This is a genomic window from Fundidesulfovibrio terrae, assembly GCF_022808915.1.
GTDB lineage: Bacteria > Desulfobacterota > Desulfovibrionia > Desulfovibrionales > Desulfovibrionaceae > Fundidesulfovibrio > Fundidesulfovibrio terrae.
Genome location: NZ_JAKZFS010000001.1, coordinates 1,459,601 through 1,476,911 on the forward strand (window position 1 = coordinate 1,459,601; position 17,311 = coordinate 1,476,911).

At 65.7% G+C, this 17,311-nt stretch carries 18 protein-coding genes; 6 read left to right on the forward strand and 12 right to left on the reverse strand.

The window, feature by feature from the left end; genetic code table 11:
* The first annotated feature begins 21 nt into the window (after positions 1-21).
* Positions 22-1,473: a threonine synthase gene (gene thrC, locus ML540_RS06845; protein ID WP_243359541.1), complete on the forward strand. Its 1,452-nt coding sequence runs from the start codon at positions 22-24 to the stop codon at positions 1,471-1,473.
* Between the two features lie 85 nt (positions 1,474-1,558).
* On the opposite strand, the gene ML540_RS06850 is transcribed toward thrC, so the two are convergent.
* Positions 1,559-1,981 (reverse strand): hypothetical protein, encoded by a 423-nt coding sequence (locus ML540_RS06850; protein ID WP_243359543.1) that lies wholly within the window; start codon positions 1,979-1,981, stop codon positions 1,559-1,561.
* A 115-nt stretch (positions 1,982-2,096) separates the two neighbouring features.
* Here ML540_RS06850 and ML540_RS06855 point away from each other — a divergent pair, with 115 nt between their 5' ends.
* On the forward strand, positions 2,097-2,837 hold the full coding sequence (locus tag ML540_RS06855) for a TlyA family RNA methyltransferase (RefSeq protein WP_243359544.1): 741 nt from the start codon (positions 2,097-2,099) through the stop codon (positions 2,835-2,837).
* A gap of 1,102 nt (positions 2,838-3,939) precedes the next feature.
* On the opposite strand, the gene ML540_RS06860 is transcribed toward ML540_RS06855, so the two are convergent.
* Positions 3,940-4,365 carry a YccF domain-containing protein gene (locus tag ML540_RS06860; protein WP_243359545.1) on the reverse strand — a complete coding sequence of 142 codons (426 nt, stop codon included), beginning with the start codon at positions 4,363-4,365 and terminating at the stop codon, positions 3,940-3,942.
* Between the two features lie 182 nt (positions 4,366-4,547).
* Positions 4,548-5,384, reverse strand: coding sequence for a rhodanese-like domain-containing protein (locus ML540_RS06865; protein ID WP_243359546.1), 837 nt, complete (start codon positions 5,382-5,384; stop codon positions 4,548-4,550).
* A 112-nt stretch (positions 5,385-5,496) separates the two neighbouring features.
* Between ML540_RS06865 and ML540_RS06870 the strand changes: the two genes are divergently transcribed.
* A complete protein-coding gene (locus ML540_RS06870) occupies positions 5,497-5,985 on the forward strand; it encodes a rhodanese-like domain-containing protein (protein ID WP_243359547.1) in 489 nt (162 codons plus the stop codon).
* Entirely contained in the window at positions 5,985-6,404 is a 420-nt protein-coding gene (locus ML540_RS06875; protein WP_243359548.1) for a MauE/DoxX family redox-associated membrane protein, read from the forward strand. The genes ML540_RS06870 and ML540_RS06875 overlap by 1 nt, the downstream gene beginning before the upstream one ends.
* Positions 6,405-6,516: 112 nt before the next feature.
* Here the strand turns inward: ML540_RS06875 and bioA are convergent, their stop codons facing one another.
* From bioA to bioB, 5 genes are read right to left on the reverse strand one after another with little or no spacing between them, the layout of a single operon-like run.
* Entirely contained in the window at positions 6,517-8,439 is a 1,923-nt protein-coding gene (gene bioA, locus ML540_RS06880; RefSeq protein WP_243359549.1) for an adenosylmethionine--8-amino-7-oxononanoate transaminase, read from the reverse strand.
* Positions 8,440-8,449: 10 nt separating this feature from the next.
* On the reverse strand, positions 8,450-9,214 hold the full coding sequence (locus tag ML540_RS06885) for a methyltransferase (protein ID WP_243359550.1): 765 nt from the start codon (positions 9,212-9,214) through the stop codon (positions 8,450-8,452).
* The gene (locus tag ML540_RS06890) at positions 9,211-9,840 is read right to left on the reverse strand and encodes an alpha/beta fold hydrolase (protein ID WP_243359552.1); all 630 of its coding nucleotides are present in this window, start codon (positions 9,838-9,840) and stop codon (positions 9,211-9,213) included. Before ML540_RS06890 ends, ML540_RS06885 begins: the two co-directional genes overlap by 4 nt.
* 55 nt (positions 9,841-9,895) lie before the next feature.
* On the reverse strand, positions 9,896-11,059 hold the full coding sequence (gene bioF / locus ML540_RS06895) for an 8-amino-7-oxononanoate synthase (RefSeq protein ID WP_243359553.1): 1,164 nt from the start codon (positions 11,057-11,059) through the stop codon (positions 9,896-9,898).
* Complete coding sequence (bioB, locus tag ML540_RS06900) at positions 11,043-12,053, reverse strand: biotin synthase BioB (protein WP_243359554.1); 1,011 nt, start codon at positions 12,051-12,053, stop codon at positions 11,043-11,045. The genes bioF and bioB overlap by 17 nt, the downstream gene beginning before the upstream one ends.
* A 126-nt stretch (positions 12,054-12,179) precedes the next feature.
* Here bioB and ML540_RS06905 point away from each other — a divergent pair, with 126 nt between their 5' ends.
* A complete protein-coding gene (locus ML540_RS06905; protein WP_243359555.1) occupies positions 12,180-12,602 on the forward strand; it encodes a DUF4079 family protein in 423 nt (140 codons plus the stop codon).
* Positions 12,596-14,074, forward strand: a complete 1,479-nt coding sequence (locus ML540_RS06910) for a SagB family peptide dehydrogenase (protein WP_243359556.1) — start codon at positions 12,596-12,598, stop codon at positions 14,072-14,074. Before ML540_RS06905 ends, ML540_RS06910 begins: the two co-directional genes overlap by 7 nt.
* A 100-nt stretch (positions 14,075-14,174) precedes the next feature.
* Here the strand turns inward: ML540_RS06910 and ML540_RS06915 are convergent, their stop codons facing one another.
* The 4 genes from ML540_RS06915 to larE form a co-directional block, all read right to left on the reverse strand.
* Positions 14,175-14,726 (reverse strand): hypothetical protein, encoded by a 552-nt coding sequence (locus tag ML540_RS06915; protein WP_243359557.1) that lies wholly within the window; start codon positions 14,724-14,726, stop codon positions 14,175-14,177.
* Between the two features lie 134 nt (positions 14,727-14,860).
* Complete coding sequence (gene larC, locus ML540_RS06920) at positions 14,861-15,604, reverse strand: nickel pincer cofactor biosynthesis protein LarC (RefSeq protein ID WP_243359558.1); 744 nt, start codon at positions 15,602-15,604, stop codon at positions 14,861-14,863.
* The gene (gene larB, locus ML540_RS06925; RefSeq protein ID WP_243359559.1) at positions 15,604-16,251 is read right to left on the reverse strand and encodes a nickel pincer cofactor biosynthesis protein LarB; all 648 of its coding nucleotides are present in this window, start codon (positions 16,249-16,251) and stop codon (positions 15,604-15,606) included. Before larB ends, larC begins: the two co-directional genes overlap by 1 nt.
* Positions 16,252-16,344: 93 nt before the next feature.
* Complete coding sequence (larE, locus tag ML540_RS06930; RefSeq protein ID WP_243359560.1) at positions 16,345-17,184, reverse strand: ATP-dependent sacrificial sulfur transferase LarE; 840 nt, start codon at positions 17,182-17,184, stop codon at positions 16,345-16,347.
* Between the last annotated feature and the right edge of the window lie 127 nt (positions 17,185-17,311).

Here is a 17,311-nt window from a genome sequence, read left to right on the forward strand (position 1 = left end):
GAATCATTCGAAGGACAGACCATGACGACCAACGACTTCCCCACATATCGCGGAAACATGGAATATTTCTGCCTGGGCTGCGAAGAGCGCTTCGCGGTGGGCGAACTCCACTACACCTGCCCCAAGTGCGGCGGCGTGTTCCTGCTGGAGGACACCTGGTTCGACTCCCTGGCCGAGAATCCGCCGGTGTACTGGAAATCGCTCTTCGACAAGCGCGCGGCCTCCAAGACCACGCCTCTTCGCGGCATCTTCCGCTTCTACGAGCTCATGGCCCCCATCCTGGAGCCTAAGGACATCGTCTACCTGGGCGAGGGCAACACCCCCATCATCGAGGCCAGCCCGGCCCTGTCCGATTATCTGGGCACGCCCATGGCCTTCAAGAACGACGGCCAGAACCCCTCGGCCTCCTTCAAGGACCGGGGCATGGCCTGTGCCTTCAGCTACCTGAAGAACCTGGTGCGCGAGAACGGCTGGGACAGCGTGCTCACCGTGTGCGCCTCCACCGGCGACACCTCGGCCGCCGCGGCGCTGTACGCCGCCTACGTGGGCGGCCCCATCAAGTCCGTGGTGATCCTGCCCCAGGGCAAGGTCACGCCGCAGCAGCTCTCCCAGCCCCTGGGCAGCGGCGCCACGGTGCTGGAAGTGCCCGGCGTGTTCGACGACTGCATGAAGGTGGTGGAGCACCTGGCCGACAACTACCGCGTGGCGCTTCTCAACTCCAAGAATGCCTGGCGCATCCTGGGCCAGGAGTCCTACGCCTTCGAGGTGGCCCAGTGGTACGACTGGGATACCTACCGCAAGGCCGTGTTCGTGCCTATCGGCAACGCGGGCAACGTCACCGCCGTCATGAGCGGTTTCTTGAAGCTCCAGCGCCTGGGCATCATTCCGTCGCTGCCGCGCATCTTCGGGGTGCAGTCCGCCCACGCCGACCCGGTGTACCGCTACTACGCCGCCGACGATCCGGCCAAGCGCGTGTTCGAGCCGGTGAAGGTGCAGGCGAGCGTGGCCCAGGCGGCCATGATCGGCAACCCCGTCAGCTTCCCGCGCGTGAAGCATTTCGCCGAACAGTACGAGAAGATCGGCGGCCCCGGCTCCTTCCAGGTGATCCAGGTGGAGGAGCAGGCCATCGTGGAGGGCATGCTCCTGGCCAACCGCCACGGGCACATCAGCTGCACCCAGGGCGGCGAATGCGTGGCCGGGCTCATCCGGGCCAAGGAACTGGGCCTCATCGAATCCTCCGAGATCGCCATCCTGGACGCCACCGCCCACAGCATGAAGTTCGCCGGGTTCCAGGAGATGTACTTCACGGACACCTTCCCGCCCGAGTACGGCATCACGCCCAAAAAGGACCTGACCAACCTGCCGGAACTCGTCATCGACGCCTCGGAGAAGGAGCGCCTCTCCCCCGAGGAGTACACGGTGAAGGCCGCCGAGAAGGTGGTGGCGCGCCTGAATCTGGCCAGCAGGAAATAGATCGCGGCGAAAACGGCCCGGAAATGAGACGGCCCCTTCGCGGGGCCGTTTTTCATTTGGAGTCCTGGTTCTGGCGGACGTCACACTAGACGACGTGCCTGGTGGTCATTCCCTTGCGCCGGATGAGGTATTCCACCACCGAGAAAGCCCGGATGTTGGGCTTGCCCATCTGGAACGCCTTGACCACGTCGAAGGAGATGTGGAACAGGCATGCCGCCAGCATCACCCAGAACTGATGGTGCCAGAAGCCCAACACGAACAGCAGCAGGAAGAACTCCAGCGTGTGGAACCAGGCCAGGGCCAGGTAGTCCGGAATGTCCGGCACCACGCGGTGGTATTCGAAGAAGCGGCGGATGTTCAGGCTTTTGCAGTCGCGCACGAACGGAATAATGTGGTCCAGGTCGATGAAGAACACCGTCAGGCCGAAGATGATCGCATCCGAGCCCATGAACGGGTAGAGCAGGGCCGCGCTGACCGCGCCCTGGGCAGCGTGGAATTTCGGGCTCATGGCTGGTGTTCCCGGCGGCTGCGCCATTGGCGGCCGGACTTCGCGACGACGATTTGATGCGGCGTGATTTTCACACCGCCACTTTTAGCCCAGCCCCGGCTGGCAGGCAAGAACCATGGCGAATCCCAAATTCAGGGCCGACCAGCTCCTGGTCGAACAGGGCCTGGCCGAAAGCCGCGAGCGGGCCAAGCGCCTGGTCATGGCCGGGCTTGTGTTTCTGGAACAAGACGGCAGGCGCGAACGCCTGGACAAGCCCGGGCGCATGCTTCCGGCCACGGCGGTGCTCGCTCTGTCCGAACCCGAGCGTTTCGTGAGCCGGGGGGCTTACAAGCTTCTCTCCGCCCTGGAGCACTTCAAGCTGGACGTGACCGGCATGGTCGCCCTGGACGTGGGGGCCTCCACCGGCGGATTCACCGACTGCCTGCTGCAGCACGGCGCGGCCAAGGTCTACGCCGTGGACGTGGGCAAGAGCCAGCTGCACGAGAAGCTGCGCGCCGACCCACGCGTGGTGAGCCTGGAGGGGGTCAACTTCCGCCTGGCTTCGCCGGACCTGATCCCCGAGACAGTGGATATCTGCGTGATCGACGTGTCGTTCATCTCGCTTACCAAGGTTCTTCCGGCGGTCCGGCAGTTCCTCAAGCCTGGCGGGCGGATAGTGGCGCTGGTCAAACCGCAGTTCGAGCTTGGGCCGGGCCAGACGGACAAGGGCGTGGTGCGAGACGAGGGGCTTCGCATGCTGGCCGTTCAGATGGTGGAAGCGGCGGCGCGGGAGCTCGGAATGGAACCGGCCGGGATGGTTCCGGCCGGGGTGAAGGGGCCCAAGGGGAACCAGGAGTACCTGCTTCTTTTGGCCTGATAATGCGGCTCCTGTCCGTTTGTTCATGCGATAAATCAACCTTGTCGTGTGACTTTTCTCTGTAGCAATTTGTTTTTAAATTAAAAATATCGAATGGATGCGTGTGTGCCAGAGGGGCTGGCAGTCTTTTTTTGCGTCCTGACCCAACCTGTTGAGTCAGTTATGGTTGTGGCGACCTACCTGTGGTGGTAAATCTTAATGCCGAAAAGTAAATCATTATCACGCACGGCAGGGTTTTATGAAATAGGGGCAATACTGTGAATATAATTGTTGGTGCTAGTAGAAGAACTGCATTTGCATATATTGTTTATGTTGCGATATCCATAGTGTATGATGGATTGTTTTGGAACAAGATGTTTGGTTATTATTTGTATCTTAATCCGAAGAATGACATGATGTGGAGCGGAAGATATAATTGGTTGTATGTCGCTTTATTTGTTAGGTATATTCTGTATTTGTCATTTTATTCCGTGTTTACCGAGATGTCTGCGGAGCGGAAAATTTCATTTCATAATGTAGTCAGAAGGCTGTCAGGATTTTTTGACAAAACAGTGTCTTTTTTTATTTTTTATGAGCTGGCAATGTTTGTGAGGAGTTTTCTGGATGTGTTATTTATTCCGATGACTCCATTTGATTGTTTTTTGACAATGATATATTATTCTGTGATTACAAATAAGATGTTAAATAATATTAAAGAACAAAGAAAATGTTATTATTCAAATCTAAGTATTTGTGTAGCGAGTATTTTTGTCCTTAATTTTATCCCTACTGTTTTTGTTAACGTGCTGCTTGCCATGATATATGATGTTCGTATGCATGTTCAATTGAAAACACTGGAAGATATTATATATTATAGCGCGCACTTATCACCAGTATATTTCAGCATATTGAATGCAACATGTCTTTATATGTGCAATATGAAGTTGGAGAAAGCCGATTCTGAATAATCGAGTATCATGCCTGTGTACGGATGTTTCGGTGAAGAATGTGCATGACCTGATTCTCGCATCTTTATTGTTTCGTCATTGAACGGGAATGGTGCTTGCAAATGAAAACGGCTCCGGGAATCCAGGAGCCGTTTTGAATCACAGGGTCGGAGAAGCTACTGGCAAATCCTACAATCCGGCTTGTCCACCACTGTCTTGCCCACCGGCGCAAGCGACAGAAGCGCCAGCTTCAGGTGCTGAATGCCGAAGGGGATGCCGATGATGGACACGAAGTTGGCCACCGCCGACATGATGTGCCCCACGGCCAGCCACCACCCCGCGAACACGAACCAGATCACGTTGCCGAGAAAGCCCAGCGGGCCCGTGCCCGCGTCGTGGTAGCCCTGCACGAACTGGCGGTCCACGATCACCTTGCCGAAGGGCCAGAAGGCCAGCCTGGCGATGACGAAACAGGAGCGCGCCCACGGCAGGCCGATGATGGTCAGGGCCATGATGAGCCCGGCAAGGCACCAGCCGATGCCCATGACCACGCCGCCCAGCACCAGCCAGAGTACGTTCATGATGAAATTCACGGGTTCCATGTTCAATCCTTGTTTTGCATGAGTTTGCTCGGCCGAACGCCTGCATGCGCGGATGTATGCGAAACCATGAAGAAAGCAAGGGACAAAGAGTCTCTTTCCCTCGCTGGCGTGTTCCCAGTGCTTCCCGCGAAGCTATAAAGGATTCCAAAGGAACTTCGTTCCTTTGGTCGCCTGAGGCTTTCCTACTCTTTCGCTCCCCCCACCCTGTCCAGCATCGTTCCGAGCGCGCGCAGATGGCCTCGTTCCTCCTTGGCCAGGGTGAGCAGGGCCTCTCGGGTATCCTGCGCCGTGGCCGCGGCGGCGTAGCGCGTGTACAGGTCCAGGGCCTGGGCCTCGATTCCCATGGCCATTTCCAGGGCGTCGCGGGGCGAGTCGAACCCCTGGGTGTCCCCCAGGATCTCCTGCGCCTCGCGTCCTCCCTCCGGAACCGTGGCCGTTGCCCTGGCCGCCAGATCCTCGATGGAGGCGCTTTGCGGGTGGATCGACTTGTAGAGGTGGTAGACCACCACCTTGTGCTTGTCCTCGAATCCGGCCAGGCGCGCGAAGGTGGCCTTGAGTTCCGGGTCCGGCGAGGCGTCGGCCAGGCCCAGGTAGAAAGCGCCAAGCTCGCGCTCCATGGCGAAGGCCAGGGCCAGCATCTCGTCGGGGGATTCGTCGCCGCGACGGTACTGCATGCCGCTCTCGGGCGCGCCCACGGCCCCCGCCCCAACCCAGGCCATGATGCCGCCCAGCATGTTGAATATGTCTTTGAAGCCCTGCCCGGCCAGCAGCGACGCCGCGGCAGTGCTGCGCTTGCCGGAGCGGCAGTATACCAGGATCGGCTTGTCGCGTGGGATTTCCTCCAGCCGGCTGTCCAGTTCGCCAAGCGGCACGAGCTTGGCTCCAGGCAGGTGGAGTTCCTCGTATTCCCAGTTCTGGCGCACATCCAGCACCGTGGTGCCGCCGAACGGGGCCTTGTCGAGCATGTTCTTGGCGGTGTCGGCGTCGATGTCGATGGGCTGGATGCTGTTCTGGGGCATGGGACCTCCCAAGGAGTGTGTCAGGACAAACCGGAAGTAGTCCAACAGGGCGTTGAGTTTCCGCACGTTTTCCTCTAGGCAGGGGCCGACAAACCGTGGAGCGAGGCGTCACATGCTGCATCAGGTTCGCCGGCCCGCATGGCCGGAATTCGTTGTACTTCTCATCATATCGGTCATGGCGGCGTGGCTTGTCAACGTCGGCAGGCCCGAGCCGCTCCCCTGGTGGGCCGATTTCACGGCCAAGAAGGTGGAGGAGACCACACGCAAGGGCCTTGCGGTGCTGACCCCGGCCGAGGCCATTGCGGCCCTGAAGGCGGACGGCCAGCTCTTCGTGGACGCCCGCGACCCGGACGAATTCGCCATGGAGCACGTCCCCGGCGCGGTGAACATCTCCGCCGACGCCCTGCTCATGGGCCTGGACGCGGCCGTGTCCGGCCTGGCCAAGGACAAGCCCCTGATCGTCTATTGCGGCAACCTGGCCTGTCCCAAGAGCCGCGATCTGGCCGAGGGGCTGAAGGCCTCGGGGTTCTCGGCCCTTTCGGTGATGCCCGAGGGAATGGAAGGATGGAAGGCCGCGGGCGGCCCGGTGGAGGGGCAGTGATGCGTACCGTCTGGATGCTCAGCCGCCTGGTGTTCGGGGCCGTGTTCGTCTACGCCGGAGCGCTCAAGATGGGCGACGCGGCAGGGTTCGCGGCCAACATATTCAACTATCAGCTGCTCCCGGCCAAGATGGTCTACGGGGCGGCCATCATCCTGCCCGCAGTGGAGGTGGTCTGCGGACTGGCGCTTATGGCCAACACCCTGGCCCGGGGCGCGTCCGTGGTGCTCAGCGCGCTGATGCTCACGTTCATCGGAGCCATGGGCTGGGCCATGGCGCGCGGCCTGGACGTGGACTGCGGCTGCTTCGGCGGCACGCAGGCCGTGGGGCGCGAGACATTGATCCGCGACGCGGTGATCCTGGTGGTCGGCCTGGTGGCCATGTGGGGCGCGTTCGCCCAGACGCGCAGGTACGAGGGGTAAGGGAGGGGAGGACGCCTCCGGCGGCCAAAGGGGCTTCGCCCCTTTGGAATCCCATATATGTGATGAGTGAGCCCGGACGGCCCTGCGGCTGTCCGGGCTTTTTTTTGTGGCGTCAGGCGAGCTCGCGCAGCCCGTCCTCCAGCACGTCGTAGGCGCGGTGGAGTTCGTCCTGCGTCAGGCAATAGGGCGGCAATATGTAGAACACGTCCCCCATGGGCCGGGCGTAGAATCCACGCTCGCGGAAATACAACTGAAGACGGCGGCCGATCTGGGCCTCGTATCCCTGTGACTCCCCTGTGACGTTCACCGCGCCGATGGACCCCCGCCAGCGGGGCATGTGCAGCCTGGGATGATCCGCCAGGGCCGTGAGGCGGGCCTTATGGACCCGCTCCAGGGCGGCGATTCGTGACAGAGTCGATTCTTCCTGGAAAAGCGTAAGCCCGGCCAGGGCGGCGGCGCAGCCCAGGGGGTTGGCCGTGAACGAATGGCCGTGCGCCAGGGCGCGGTCGAACCCTTCGCCCAGGAACGCCTGATAGATGGCGTCCGTGGCCACGGTGACGGACATGGGCAGGAACCCGCAGGTGAGGCCCTTGGCCAGGCAGATGATGTCCGGCGCGACCCCGGCCTGCTCGCAAGCGAACATGGTTCCCGTACGCCCGAAGCCGGTCATCACCTCGTCGAAAATGACCAGTCCCCCGGCCCGGCGGGTAAGCTCCGCCACGGCCGCGACGAAGCCGGGCCGTGCCATGCGCATGCCCGAGGCCCCCTGCACCAGGGGTTCAAGGACCACTCCGGCCACGGTCCCGGCGTGCACGGTGAAGTAGTTCGTAAGCACCGCCAGGGCGCGGTTTTCCTTCTCCTCGACGCTCTCGTCCCCGTGCCAGGTGGCCGGGTAGGGCAGGAAGTCCACGCCGAAGGTCAACGGCTCGAAACCCTTGTAGAATCCGCTGGTGAGCCCTACCGACATGGCCCCCACGGTGTCGCCGTGGTAGCCGCCCTCGAAGGCCGCGAAGCGGTTGCGCTCGGGACGGCCCTGGTTGCGCCAGTACTGGTGGGCCATCTTCACGGCCACTTCCACTGCGGTGGAGCCGTTGTCGGAGAAGAAGACCCGCTCGAGGCCGCCGGGCAGGAGGGCGCACAGTTCGTGGGCCAGGCGCGCGGCGGGCTCGTGGGTGAAGTCGGCGAACAGGGCCTGCTCCAGCACCGACGCCTGCCGGGCGATGGCCCGGGCCACGTCCGGATGGGCGTGCCCGTGGGCGTTCACCCACCAGGAGGACACCAGGTCCACAATCTCCAGTCCGTCGGCGGTGAACAGGCGCGATCCCCGGCCCCGCACGGCCTGCAGCGGGGCGGGAGCGGTGCGGGCCTGGGTGAAGGGGTGCCAGACGTTGGCGCGGTCCCACCCGGCCACGTCCGCGGCTTCGGGCTTGGGCGGGAGCGTGAGCGAGGCCTGCGAGGCGCGCAGGGTCTCGGGCGTGAGCGGGTCGAGCACGGGCAGCTCGATGATGACGGGGATCTTGCCCAGGCGTTCGATGTCCCGGCGGTTCTCGGGGTTGGGCTCGCCGATCAGGGCCACCCCGGCCACGTCCAGGCCGCGCAGGCGCAGGGCCTCCAGGGTGAGCAGGGTGTGGTTGAGCGTGCCCAGGCCCGACCGGGCGGCCACGATGACCGGCAGGCCGAAGCGGATCATGAGTTCCGCCATGTCCTGGCCCGGAGCGATGGGGACCAGCGCCCCGCCAGCGCCTTCGACGATCAGCGGCCGGTCCGTGTGGGGAAGGGCGATGAACGCGATGTCAAGTGTCTGGGCCTGCTTCTCGGCCGCCTGGCTGGGAGCCAGCGGCGCGTCGAGGTGCACGGCCGGAGGGGTGACGCGCGAGGGCGCAAGCCCCGCGAGCCGGACCACGGTGTCGGTATCAGAGTCCTGCCCGGTCTGGAAGGGCTTGAAATAGTGGGCGTTCAGAGCTTGGCACAGAAGGGCGCTGAGCACAGTCTTGCCCACGCCGGTGTCGGTTCCGGTGACGAAGTATCCGTTCATGGCGTGGAGTTTACTCCTGGGGAGCCTTGAAGGCCAGGGCGTAGAGCACGTGGTAGCCCATGGCGGGCCTGCGCGTGTCCAGGTCGTTCAGCACCGCGCGGAAGTCGGCCGGAGCCAGGGGAACGTGCCCGGAACGCGGCACGAACCCGCCCACGCGCTTCAGGTGCCGGGGCAGGTCCAGGGCGTGGGAAAGGGTGAGCGGATGGTGCTCTTCGGTGATGTGCGGCGTTGCGGGAAAAAGACCGGCCAGGGCGCTGGCCGAGGGGAAATCCTGCAGCCCGCAGGAGAGGCCCCTGCGTTCGTGGGCCTCGCGCCAGGCCCGAAAGGTGCCTTCACCGGGAACAGCCACGGCCAGCACGCCGCCCGGCAGCAGCAGTTCCCAGAGTCCGGCCAGGGCGGCTGCCATGTCCGGAGTCCAGTGCAGGGCCATGTTGGAGGCCGCCAGGTGGAAGCGGGGTTTGAGCGCCGGGAGGGACGCGTCCATGGCCGCGAAGAGCGGAGCGGGCGAGGCCGTGGCGAGCTTGGTCCGGGCGCGTGCGAGCATGGGCGGGGAGATGTCCGCGCAGAGGTACAGGCCCGGGCGCGCGCGGGAAAAAAGCGCGGCGGCCAGGGCCCCGGTGCCGCAGCCCATGTCCAGGACGCGGGCGCCCTCCGACCAGCCGCGTTCGGCGATCAGTTCGGCGAGCCTGACGGCCGTTGCGGCCTGGGGCGCTGCGTGGGCGTCGTAGGCGTGGGCCTTGCCGAACGCCTCGCGGATGCGGACCTGGCGGTTCACAGAGTCTCCAGGAAGGCCCTCACGGCCTGGGCGCATTCTTGCGCCCGGGTTGCCGGAAAGGCGTGGCCCCCGCCGGGGAATCCCGGGAGCACGGCAAGTCCTTGGGGGAAGCTCGACCGGCTGAGCGTCTCGGGCACCACGGCGTCGTCCGGCGCGGCCAGAGCCAGCAAGGGGCCGGGGAACGCGGCCAGGGACGCGGTCTCGTCCCAGCCGAGCAGCCAGTCGAGGCCCTCGGCCAGGCGTTCCGGACGCGCGCCGGCCATGGACGGACTTCGTTCGGGAGCGAGCCCGCAGGTGCGGTAGAAGGCCGTGAGCACGGCGGTTGCGTCGCGCGAAAGCCCCCGGCGCATGGCCCGTACCGGCCCGGCGGGCACGGCGAAGCGGGCGAAGCCGCCCAGGCTCGCAAGCGCCCGCATCCGGGGCGCGGCGTGGCGCAACAGCCAGAGCACGCCCAAAGAGTGGCCCACGCCAACGAAAGACCCTTCGGGCAGCACAAGCGCCTCGGGGCCGAAGAACCCCAGGTCCACGGTGGTGGATGGGTAGTCGGCAAGTCCGGCGCGCAACGGCTCCCAGAAGGACGGGCCGAAGGCCCAGCCGTGCACGAAGACGATACGCGGGCGGCTCATGCGCGGCCTCTGCGTCCGAGCGGCCGGACGGCCGCGCCGGTCTTCGCGCGGGTGCTCATGCGGATTCCTTGAGGGCCCGGATCACCGCTTCCGCCAGCCGGTCCACGTCGGCCGCGGTGTGGCGCGCGGTGAGCGAGAGCCTGAGCCTGCTGCCGCCGGGAGGGACGGTGGGCGGGCGCACGGCCACGGCCAGGATGCCTTCGGATTCGAGGGCGCGCATGGCCTCGAGCGCCCGGGACTCCTCCCCGGCCAGCACGGGCACGATCTGGGTGGTGGACCCCGCCGTGTCCAGCCCGGCCGTGACCAGGGCGTTTCTCAGCCGGTCGGCCAGGGCCAGCAGGTGGGCGCGCTCGGCGTCCATGGAGCCGATCAGGTCCAGGGCCGCGTCCGTGGCTCCCAGGGCCGCCGGGGGGAGGGCTGTGGAAAAAATGAATCCCGGGGCGCGGTTCACCAGGTATTCGCGCACCGTTTTCGAGCAGCACACATAGGCCCCGTAGCTGCCCAGGGCCTTGCTGCACGTGCCCATGACCAGGCCGTTCTCGATGGGCACTCCGGCTGCCAGGCCGAGGCCGCCCGCGCCCAGCACGCCTACGGCGTGGGCCTCGTCCAGGTAGAGGAAGGCCCCGTGCCGCGCGGCCAGGGCCGCCAGGGCCGGGATGTCGGCTCGGTCGCCGTCCATGGAGAACACGGTCTCGGAGATGATGAAGCGCGGTCCCGGCAGGGAGGCGTTTTTGGCCAGCAGCATCTCCAGGTGGTCCATGTCCAGGTGGCGGTAGCGGAGCTGGCGCGCTCCGGCCAGGCGGCAGCCCTCGTGCATGCTGGCGTGGTTCAGCTTGTCCGAGAAGACCAGGGGCTCGGCCTCCAGTATCTGGCGATCCAGCAGGGCGGCCAGGGCGGAGGCGTTGGTCTGGAACCCGGAACTCATGACCAGGGCGGCCTCGCTGCCCTTGAGGCGGGCCAGCCTGGCCTCCAGGGCCTCGTGGGGGGGCAGGGTGCCGCAGATGAGCCGGGATGAGGCCGAGCCCGCGCCCCAGGTTCGGGCGAACTCGCAGGCCCGCTCGATGCAGGCGGGATGGCGGGCGAGCCCCAGATAGTCGTTGGAGGATGCGTTGAGCAGGTCTTGGCGCTGCGGGTCGAACGTCCTGGTGGCGCGCAGCCTGTGGATGGACCTGAGTCCCGCAAGGGCGGACCGATAGCGCTCCTCAATCATCGTGGGCATCCTCGATCTCCCAGCCCGCATCCAGGATGCCCTGGCGGTCGGCTGCAGCGTCCAGGCCCCCGGTGGTCAGGTAGTCGCCGATCATGAGCCCGCTGGCTCCGGCCTCCAGCGGCTCGAGGCCGCGCTGCTGCCCGAACACGGTCTGGCGTCCGCCGCAGATGCGGATGTGGGCGTTCGGCAGGATGAATCGCACAAGGGCCACGATCCTGAGGGCTTCCTCGGGGGCCATGGGGGTGCGCGAGCCCATGGGCGTGCCCGGAATGGGACTCAGGAAGTTGACCGGCACCGAGGGGACGCCGAGTTCGCGCAGGGTCACGGCCAGTTCGGCGCGCTGGTTCCAGCTTTCGCCCAGGCCGAAGATGCCGCCCGAGCAGACATAGAGCCCGGCGGCCACGGCGTCGCGCACGGCCTGGACGTCCTCTTCGTAGTCGTGGGTGGTGCATATCTGCGGAAAGAAGCTGCGCGCGGTCTCCAGGTTGTGGTGGTATGCCTTGAGGCCCGCCGCCTTGAGCTCCTCGAACTGGGCGCGGCCGAGCACCCCGCAGGAAGCGTCGGCCTCCATGCCCAGCGCCGCCACCGCCCGTACGGATTCGACCAGTCGCCGGAAGTCCTCCCCTGATGGGGTGAGTCCGCTGGTGACGATGCCGAAGCGGCGCGCCCCCATGTCCCGCATGGCCCGGGCCGCGCGGGCCACCTCGGCGGGCTCCATGAAGGGGTGTACCGGGGCGTCGGTCTCGAAGTGGGCGGACTGGGCGCAGAAGGCGCAGTTTTCCGAACAGCGCCCGCTCTTGGCGTTGACGATGGCGCACAGGCTCACTTCTCGTCCCAGGCGCTCCACGCGCATGGAGCGGGCGGCCGCGAGGAGTTCGTCCAGGGCAGGACCGGAAGCCTGGGCCACGGCCAGCGTGAAGCGTTCCAGGGCTTCGCCCGCAAGGGGGCGGCCAGCCAGCACGGAGCGCATCGTCATATCGAAGAACTGGTTGCCAATAGTCATTATGTCACGTAGAAATTCAATGATTCCCCGCCCGTCCCAATGAAGAGGCGCTTGGGGAAGTCATCATTACCCGGCGGGAAGAGGCTTGGCAACCAAACGAAACGGCCCAGCCGCCCGGAGAAGGACATGGCCTACGCGCATCCGGCCGTCATGATCTGCCTCGTGGCCTTGGCGCTCTACGTTCTGCGGTTGGGATACGCCCGTTTCGCCTCCACGGTGCTTGGGCGCAAGAGCGTCTTTCAGTGGAAGCGGCACGTGGCATTGGGCAGGATCGTCATGGGCGGACTTTTTGCGGGCATGTGCGGCGGATTGTCCATGACCTGGCTGGTCTGGTCCCACCCCTTCTCCACCGGAACCCACGTGGCCGTGGCCCTGTGCATCGCCCTTCTCGCCGTTTCGGGCGCGGTTACGGGCCTCATTCTCGACCGCGACCGCCGTCCCGGAAATCCGCTGGCCCTGGTGCACGGCCTGTGCAACTCCCTGCTTGCCGTCCTGGCCCTGTCCCAGGTGTACACGGGTTACGGCGTCCTCAAGGACTTCATATGGTGATCGGGGCACGCAAATACCATTTCGGCGTCTCTCACCGCAGAGGCAGGCTCTCGGGGATGGGACTCGACTGGACCAACCAGCCGAGTCTCTTCAAGGTATACTCCGGTCTGGACTTCATTGACCTGCCCCGGCAGGCCGATCTTCCCGAGGTGTCCCTCTGGAGCGCCATGCAGCCCGGCGCCACGGGGGCGCTCGGCGCGGAAGGGCTTTCGGCGGTGTTGTTCCACGCGGCCGGGCTCACCCGTTCGAACGCCCAGCGCGGCGGCGAGTTCTTCTACCGGGCCTGTCCGTCGGCCGGGGCGCTCTACCCGTGCGAGATCTACCTGGCCTGGCCCGGCGGTGACGGGCTGGACGCGGGGGTGTTCCACTATGATGTGGCCCGCCACGGGCTGACGCCGCTACGCACGGGCTTTCCCGATCCGAAATCGCTGGGCTTGCCCGAGCGGACGGCTGTGCAGGGCGAGGCCGTATTCTTCGTCACGGGGATATTCTTCCGCAATGCCTGGAAATATCGGGCCAGGGCCTATCGCTACCTGAACCTGGACGCCGGGCATGTCGTGGAAGGGCTGGCCCTGGGCCTTGGAGCCTACAGGACGGCCCACGCGGTGGAAACGGATTTCGACGATGCGGCGGTGGCCAGGCTCTTGGGCGTCGACCCTTCGCGCGAGGGCTGCCTGAGCGCGGTGCGGTTCTCGGCTCATGCCGGCGGGCAGGCTTCCGGGCCCGGCCCCCTGCCGGAGGGCGTGTCCGGCGCGAGCCGCTGCGCCCTGGCCGACACCGTGCCCGAGGAGGTCCTAGCGGTGCACGAAGCCTGCGCCAGGCTGGAGCGGGCGCAGGCGGCCGCGCCCGCCGTGGAGCACTCCCGCCTGGGGCGCGGGCTTATCTGGCACGGCCTGCCGGGCCTTCCCCCTCCGCCGGAGCGCAAGCACCTCTTCGAAGCCATGTCCACAAGGCGTTCGAGGCGTGCCTACGCGAACACGCCCTTGGCGGGCGGAGTGGTCTCCAGGCTGCTCTTGAGCCTGTCCGGGCCGCTTGGTCACCCGGCGGGCCACGGCGCGGAGGACGCCTGTCTGGTGGGGCTCCTGGCGGGAGAGCCCGTGCAGCTGCTGACGGGCTTTTCCATGCTGGACCGGCACGGCCAGCGCTCGGGGCTTCGCCGCGACGGCAACATCGTGCCCGTGATGGCGGGCATATGCCTGGATCAGTTGTGGATGCGCGACGCGGCCATGCACGTCTTGTTCTTCGTCGATTTCACCGAATTGGAGCTCTGCCTTGGCGACCGGGGATACAGGTCGTCGCTCCAGGCCGCCGGGCGACTTGGGCACAGGCTCTACCTGGCGGCTGAGTCGCTGGGGCTCGGGGCCTGCGGCGTGGGCGCGTTCTTCGACGCCGAGGCCGCGGACGTGCTGGGCCTGCCGGAACAGGCGGGCATGACCTACGTGGTCTCGCTGGGCGTTCCCCGCAAGGGATAGGGCCGCGTTACGGCGCGGTGCGGCGGGCGACGCTCCTGGGGAGCGAACGCCGCCGGACTTACGTCTCCAACCCTCTTCCCGTTATTCTTCTCGCGAGCCGCTAGTGCGTTCTCTCCCTCAAACGGCGCATCATGTCCCGGATCATGTCCATGTGATAGGAAATGAAGACGTTGTATTCGTGCTGCGTGGGAGGGACGGGCATGTTGTGCTGCCTGGCCAGTCCGTAGAGCTGGACGCGCGACATGCGCTCGCCATGTTCGAGCATCTGTTTGGCCGTGAAGGCGATGAGCGCCGCCTTGGCTTCCCGGGCGTCGTTTTCCGGGTCTGCCTGCTGCTCTTCCTCTTTCTTGCGGGCCAGCATGGCTTCGACCTGTTCGATGCGTTGTTCCAGGTCTTCGATGCGACGCGAAGTGGAGTCGAATTCGCATGCATCCATTGAGAGAGGGGGGGCATTTCGCGTACTGAGAAACTCAGGATGTCCGGCCGCGAATTCAAGAGCCAGTGAAATGGCTTCCCGCTGCGACCACCTGCGCACGCTCTGGAGCGATTCAAGCGCCTGTGCGGCTTGGGCGGTGAGGGTCACGCCTATGGGTTTTCCACCATCGGCCACCTGTCTTTCACGCCATCTGGTCGCTCTGGCTTTCCCGTTCATGACAACCTCCAACACGGGATACTTCTTGTAGTAGAGCAATGCAGTAAACACCATCAAATGACAAGAGGCCAACTGACGGTACTTGCAAGAAAAATATCCCGGCAGAGGAGCGAGGGCGGCGAGAAGGCTTCTGGTCAGGCCAGGGAATGAGCGCTCCCCCAGACGAAAACCGCTCCGTTGGGGACCCCGGGCAGCACCCTGGATCCGTAGACCCTCTCCTGGCGCTCGACGACCACCGGCGGCCAGGGGCCGAACTGAGCGCCCAAAGCCTTGAGCAGCGTCAGGGCCGTGGGGGTGAGGGTCTCGCCGCTGGAGTCGATGCCGTATACCGGCACGCCCTCCAGGAGCTTGAGCGAGGCCGGGGCCGGGGCTGAGAGCAGGCCGTGAGCGCAGCGCACCGTGCCGTCGCACACCGGCAGGGGGCCGCAGACGAACCTGGACGGCGAAAGCCGGTCGAAGAGCGCGCAGGACAGGCAGACGTCCATGATGGAGTCGAGCGCTCCCACCTCGTGGAAGTGCACGTGGGAGGCGTCGATGCCGTGCACGGACGCCTCTGCCTGGGCCAGCAGGGCGAACGCCGCGCGGGAGAGCTCCTTGGCCCGGGGGGTGAGGGCGCTTTCTTCGATGATGCGCTCGATGTCCGGCAGGTGGCGGTGGGCATGGTCGTGGGGCGGCTCCGACTCCAGGCCCCATCCGGCGATGCCCGACACGGCGCGGGGCACGATCCGGGCGCGCCCGTGCAGCTGGGGCAGGCCCAGGTCTCCGCACAGGGCGTCAAGGCCCGCCTGGTCCGTACCGGAAAGGCGGGCCAGGCCCGTGAGCAGCATGTCTCCCGAAAGCCCCGAAGGGGCGCGCACGACCAGATACGTGTCAGCCATCACAGAAGCCTCATGATGCGGGCGGCGGCGCAGGCCGCGCCGTAACCGTTGCCGATGTTCATCACCGCCACGCCCGGGGCGCAACTGGCGAGCATGGAATGAAGCGCCGTCTCGCCGCCCTGGGCCACGCCGTATCCCACGGGCGTGGGCACCGCGATCACCGGCAGCGGCGTGAGCCCGCCCAGCACCGAGGCCAGGGCGGCGTCCATGCCGGCCACCACGATCACCGCCTGGTGGGCGTTGATTTCCTCCAGGCGGCTGGTGAGCCGCCACAGTCCGGCCACGCCGGAATCCTCGTAGAGGGTGTGTTCCACGCCCAGGTAGGCCAGGGTGCGGGCGGCCTCCCAGGCGGTGGGGCCGTCGGAGGTCCCGGCCGAGACCACGGCGACGCGGCCTCCCGAACGTCCGGGGCAGACGCGGTTGAAGGCTGTTCGGGAGAGGGGATGATAGTCGAGCCCCTTCGCCACCTCGGGGGGGAAGCGCTCGTAGGTCTCGGGCGCGAGCCGGGTGAAGAGCACCGGGCGCGCGTCCGGTGAGGCGTACTCGCAAGCGAGCTTTTCCAGCGCCTCGTAGGGCTTGCCTTCGCTGAAAACCGATTCGGGCAGGCCGATGCGCTCTGCCCGGCAATGATCGAATACCACGGTCATGCCATGTCTCTCCTGGATGCGAAAACACGCGCCCGGGACGCGCCGGGGCGGGCATCAATCATGGGGATACTGTCCAGGCAGGGCGGGAAGGGGTCACGACGCGTCCTTTTTGAAGGCGCGGCCGGGCCGGTAGCCCTCCGGATCCAAGGAAACGCTTTCGATGCTCTTGAAGCGGGCCTCGAGTTCGGCGTGGAGCCTCGCAAGCTGGTCCCGTCCGGCCAGATGGCGTTCCTCGGGGAGCATTTCCACCAGCATGGCCCCGCCGAGGACGCGGCAGCGCAGCACCGCCACGCCCAGGCGCGATTTCAGGGACTCCTCGGCGAAGGACACGGCGGTCATGAGCTCAGGCGTCACCCGCGTGCCCGTATAGATGCGGCTGGCCAGGCAGGGCGAGGCCGGGATGTCCGCGAAGGAGAGCCCGAGCTGTCCGGCCATGGCCCGGATGTCTTGCTTGGCCACGCCCGCTTCCACGAAGGGGTGGCGAACGCCGTGCTCCCGGGCGGCGGTAAGGCCGGGCCTGTGCTCACCCAGGTCGTCGGTGTTGGCCCCGCTCACCACCACGGGCCGCGTCCCGAAATCGTCGGCCAGGCCGTGCGCGGTCAGATTCAGCAGGTCGTACAGGTGGGTCTTGCAGAAATAGCAGCGGTCGAAGGGATTCTGCAGGTAACGTTCGTCGGAAAACTCCCCGGATTCCACCACGGACAATCGCCATCCTTGAGCCTGGGCCTCGTTCTGGACGCGCGTGGTGCACGGCCCCGGCACGGCCGGGCTCAGGGCGTGGGCCATGAGCGTTCTCCCCGGCAGGACCCGATGAGCCAGCGTGGCCAGGAGCATGCTGTCGACGCCGCCGGAGACGGCCACGACCACGGCTTTCATCCCGGAGAGCGCGTCCTGCAGGGCGGGCCATTTCGGATGTTCGGGCAAAACTGTCATGAAGGCATCGTATACGGTTACGGGACGGTTTGCCATACCCTCAACCCCGCCCGGCCGAGGCGTGACGCCTCGTTGCGTGGGGAGGGCGCTTGCCGTATGCAATGGGCTGGACACCCGGAAACGTCGC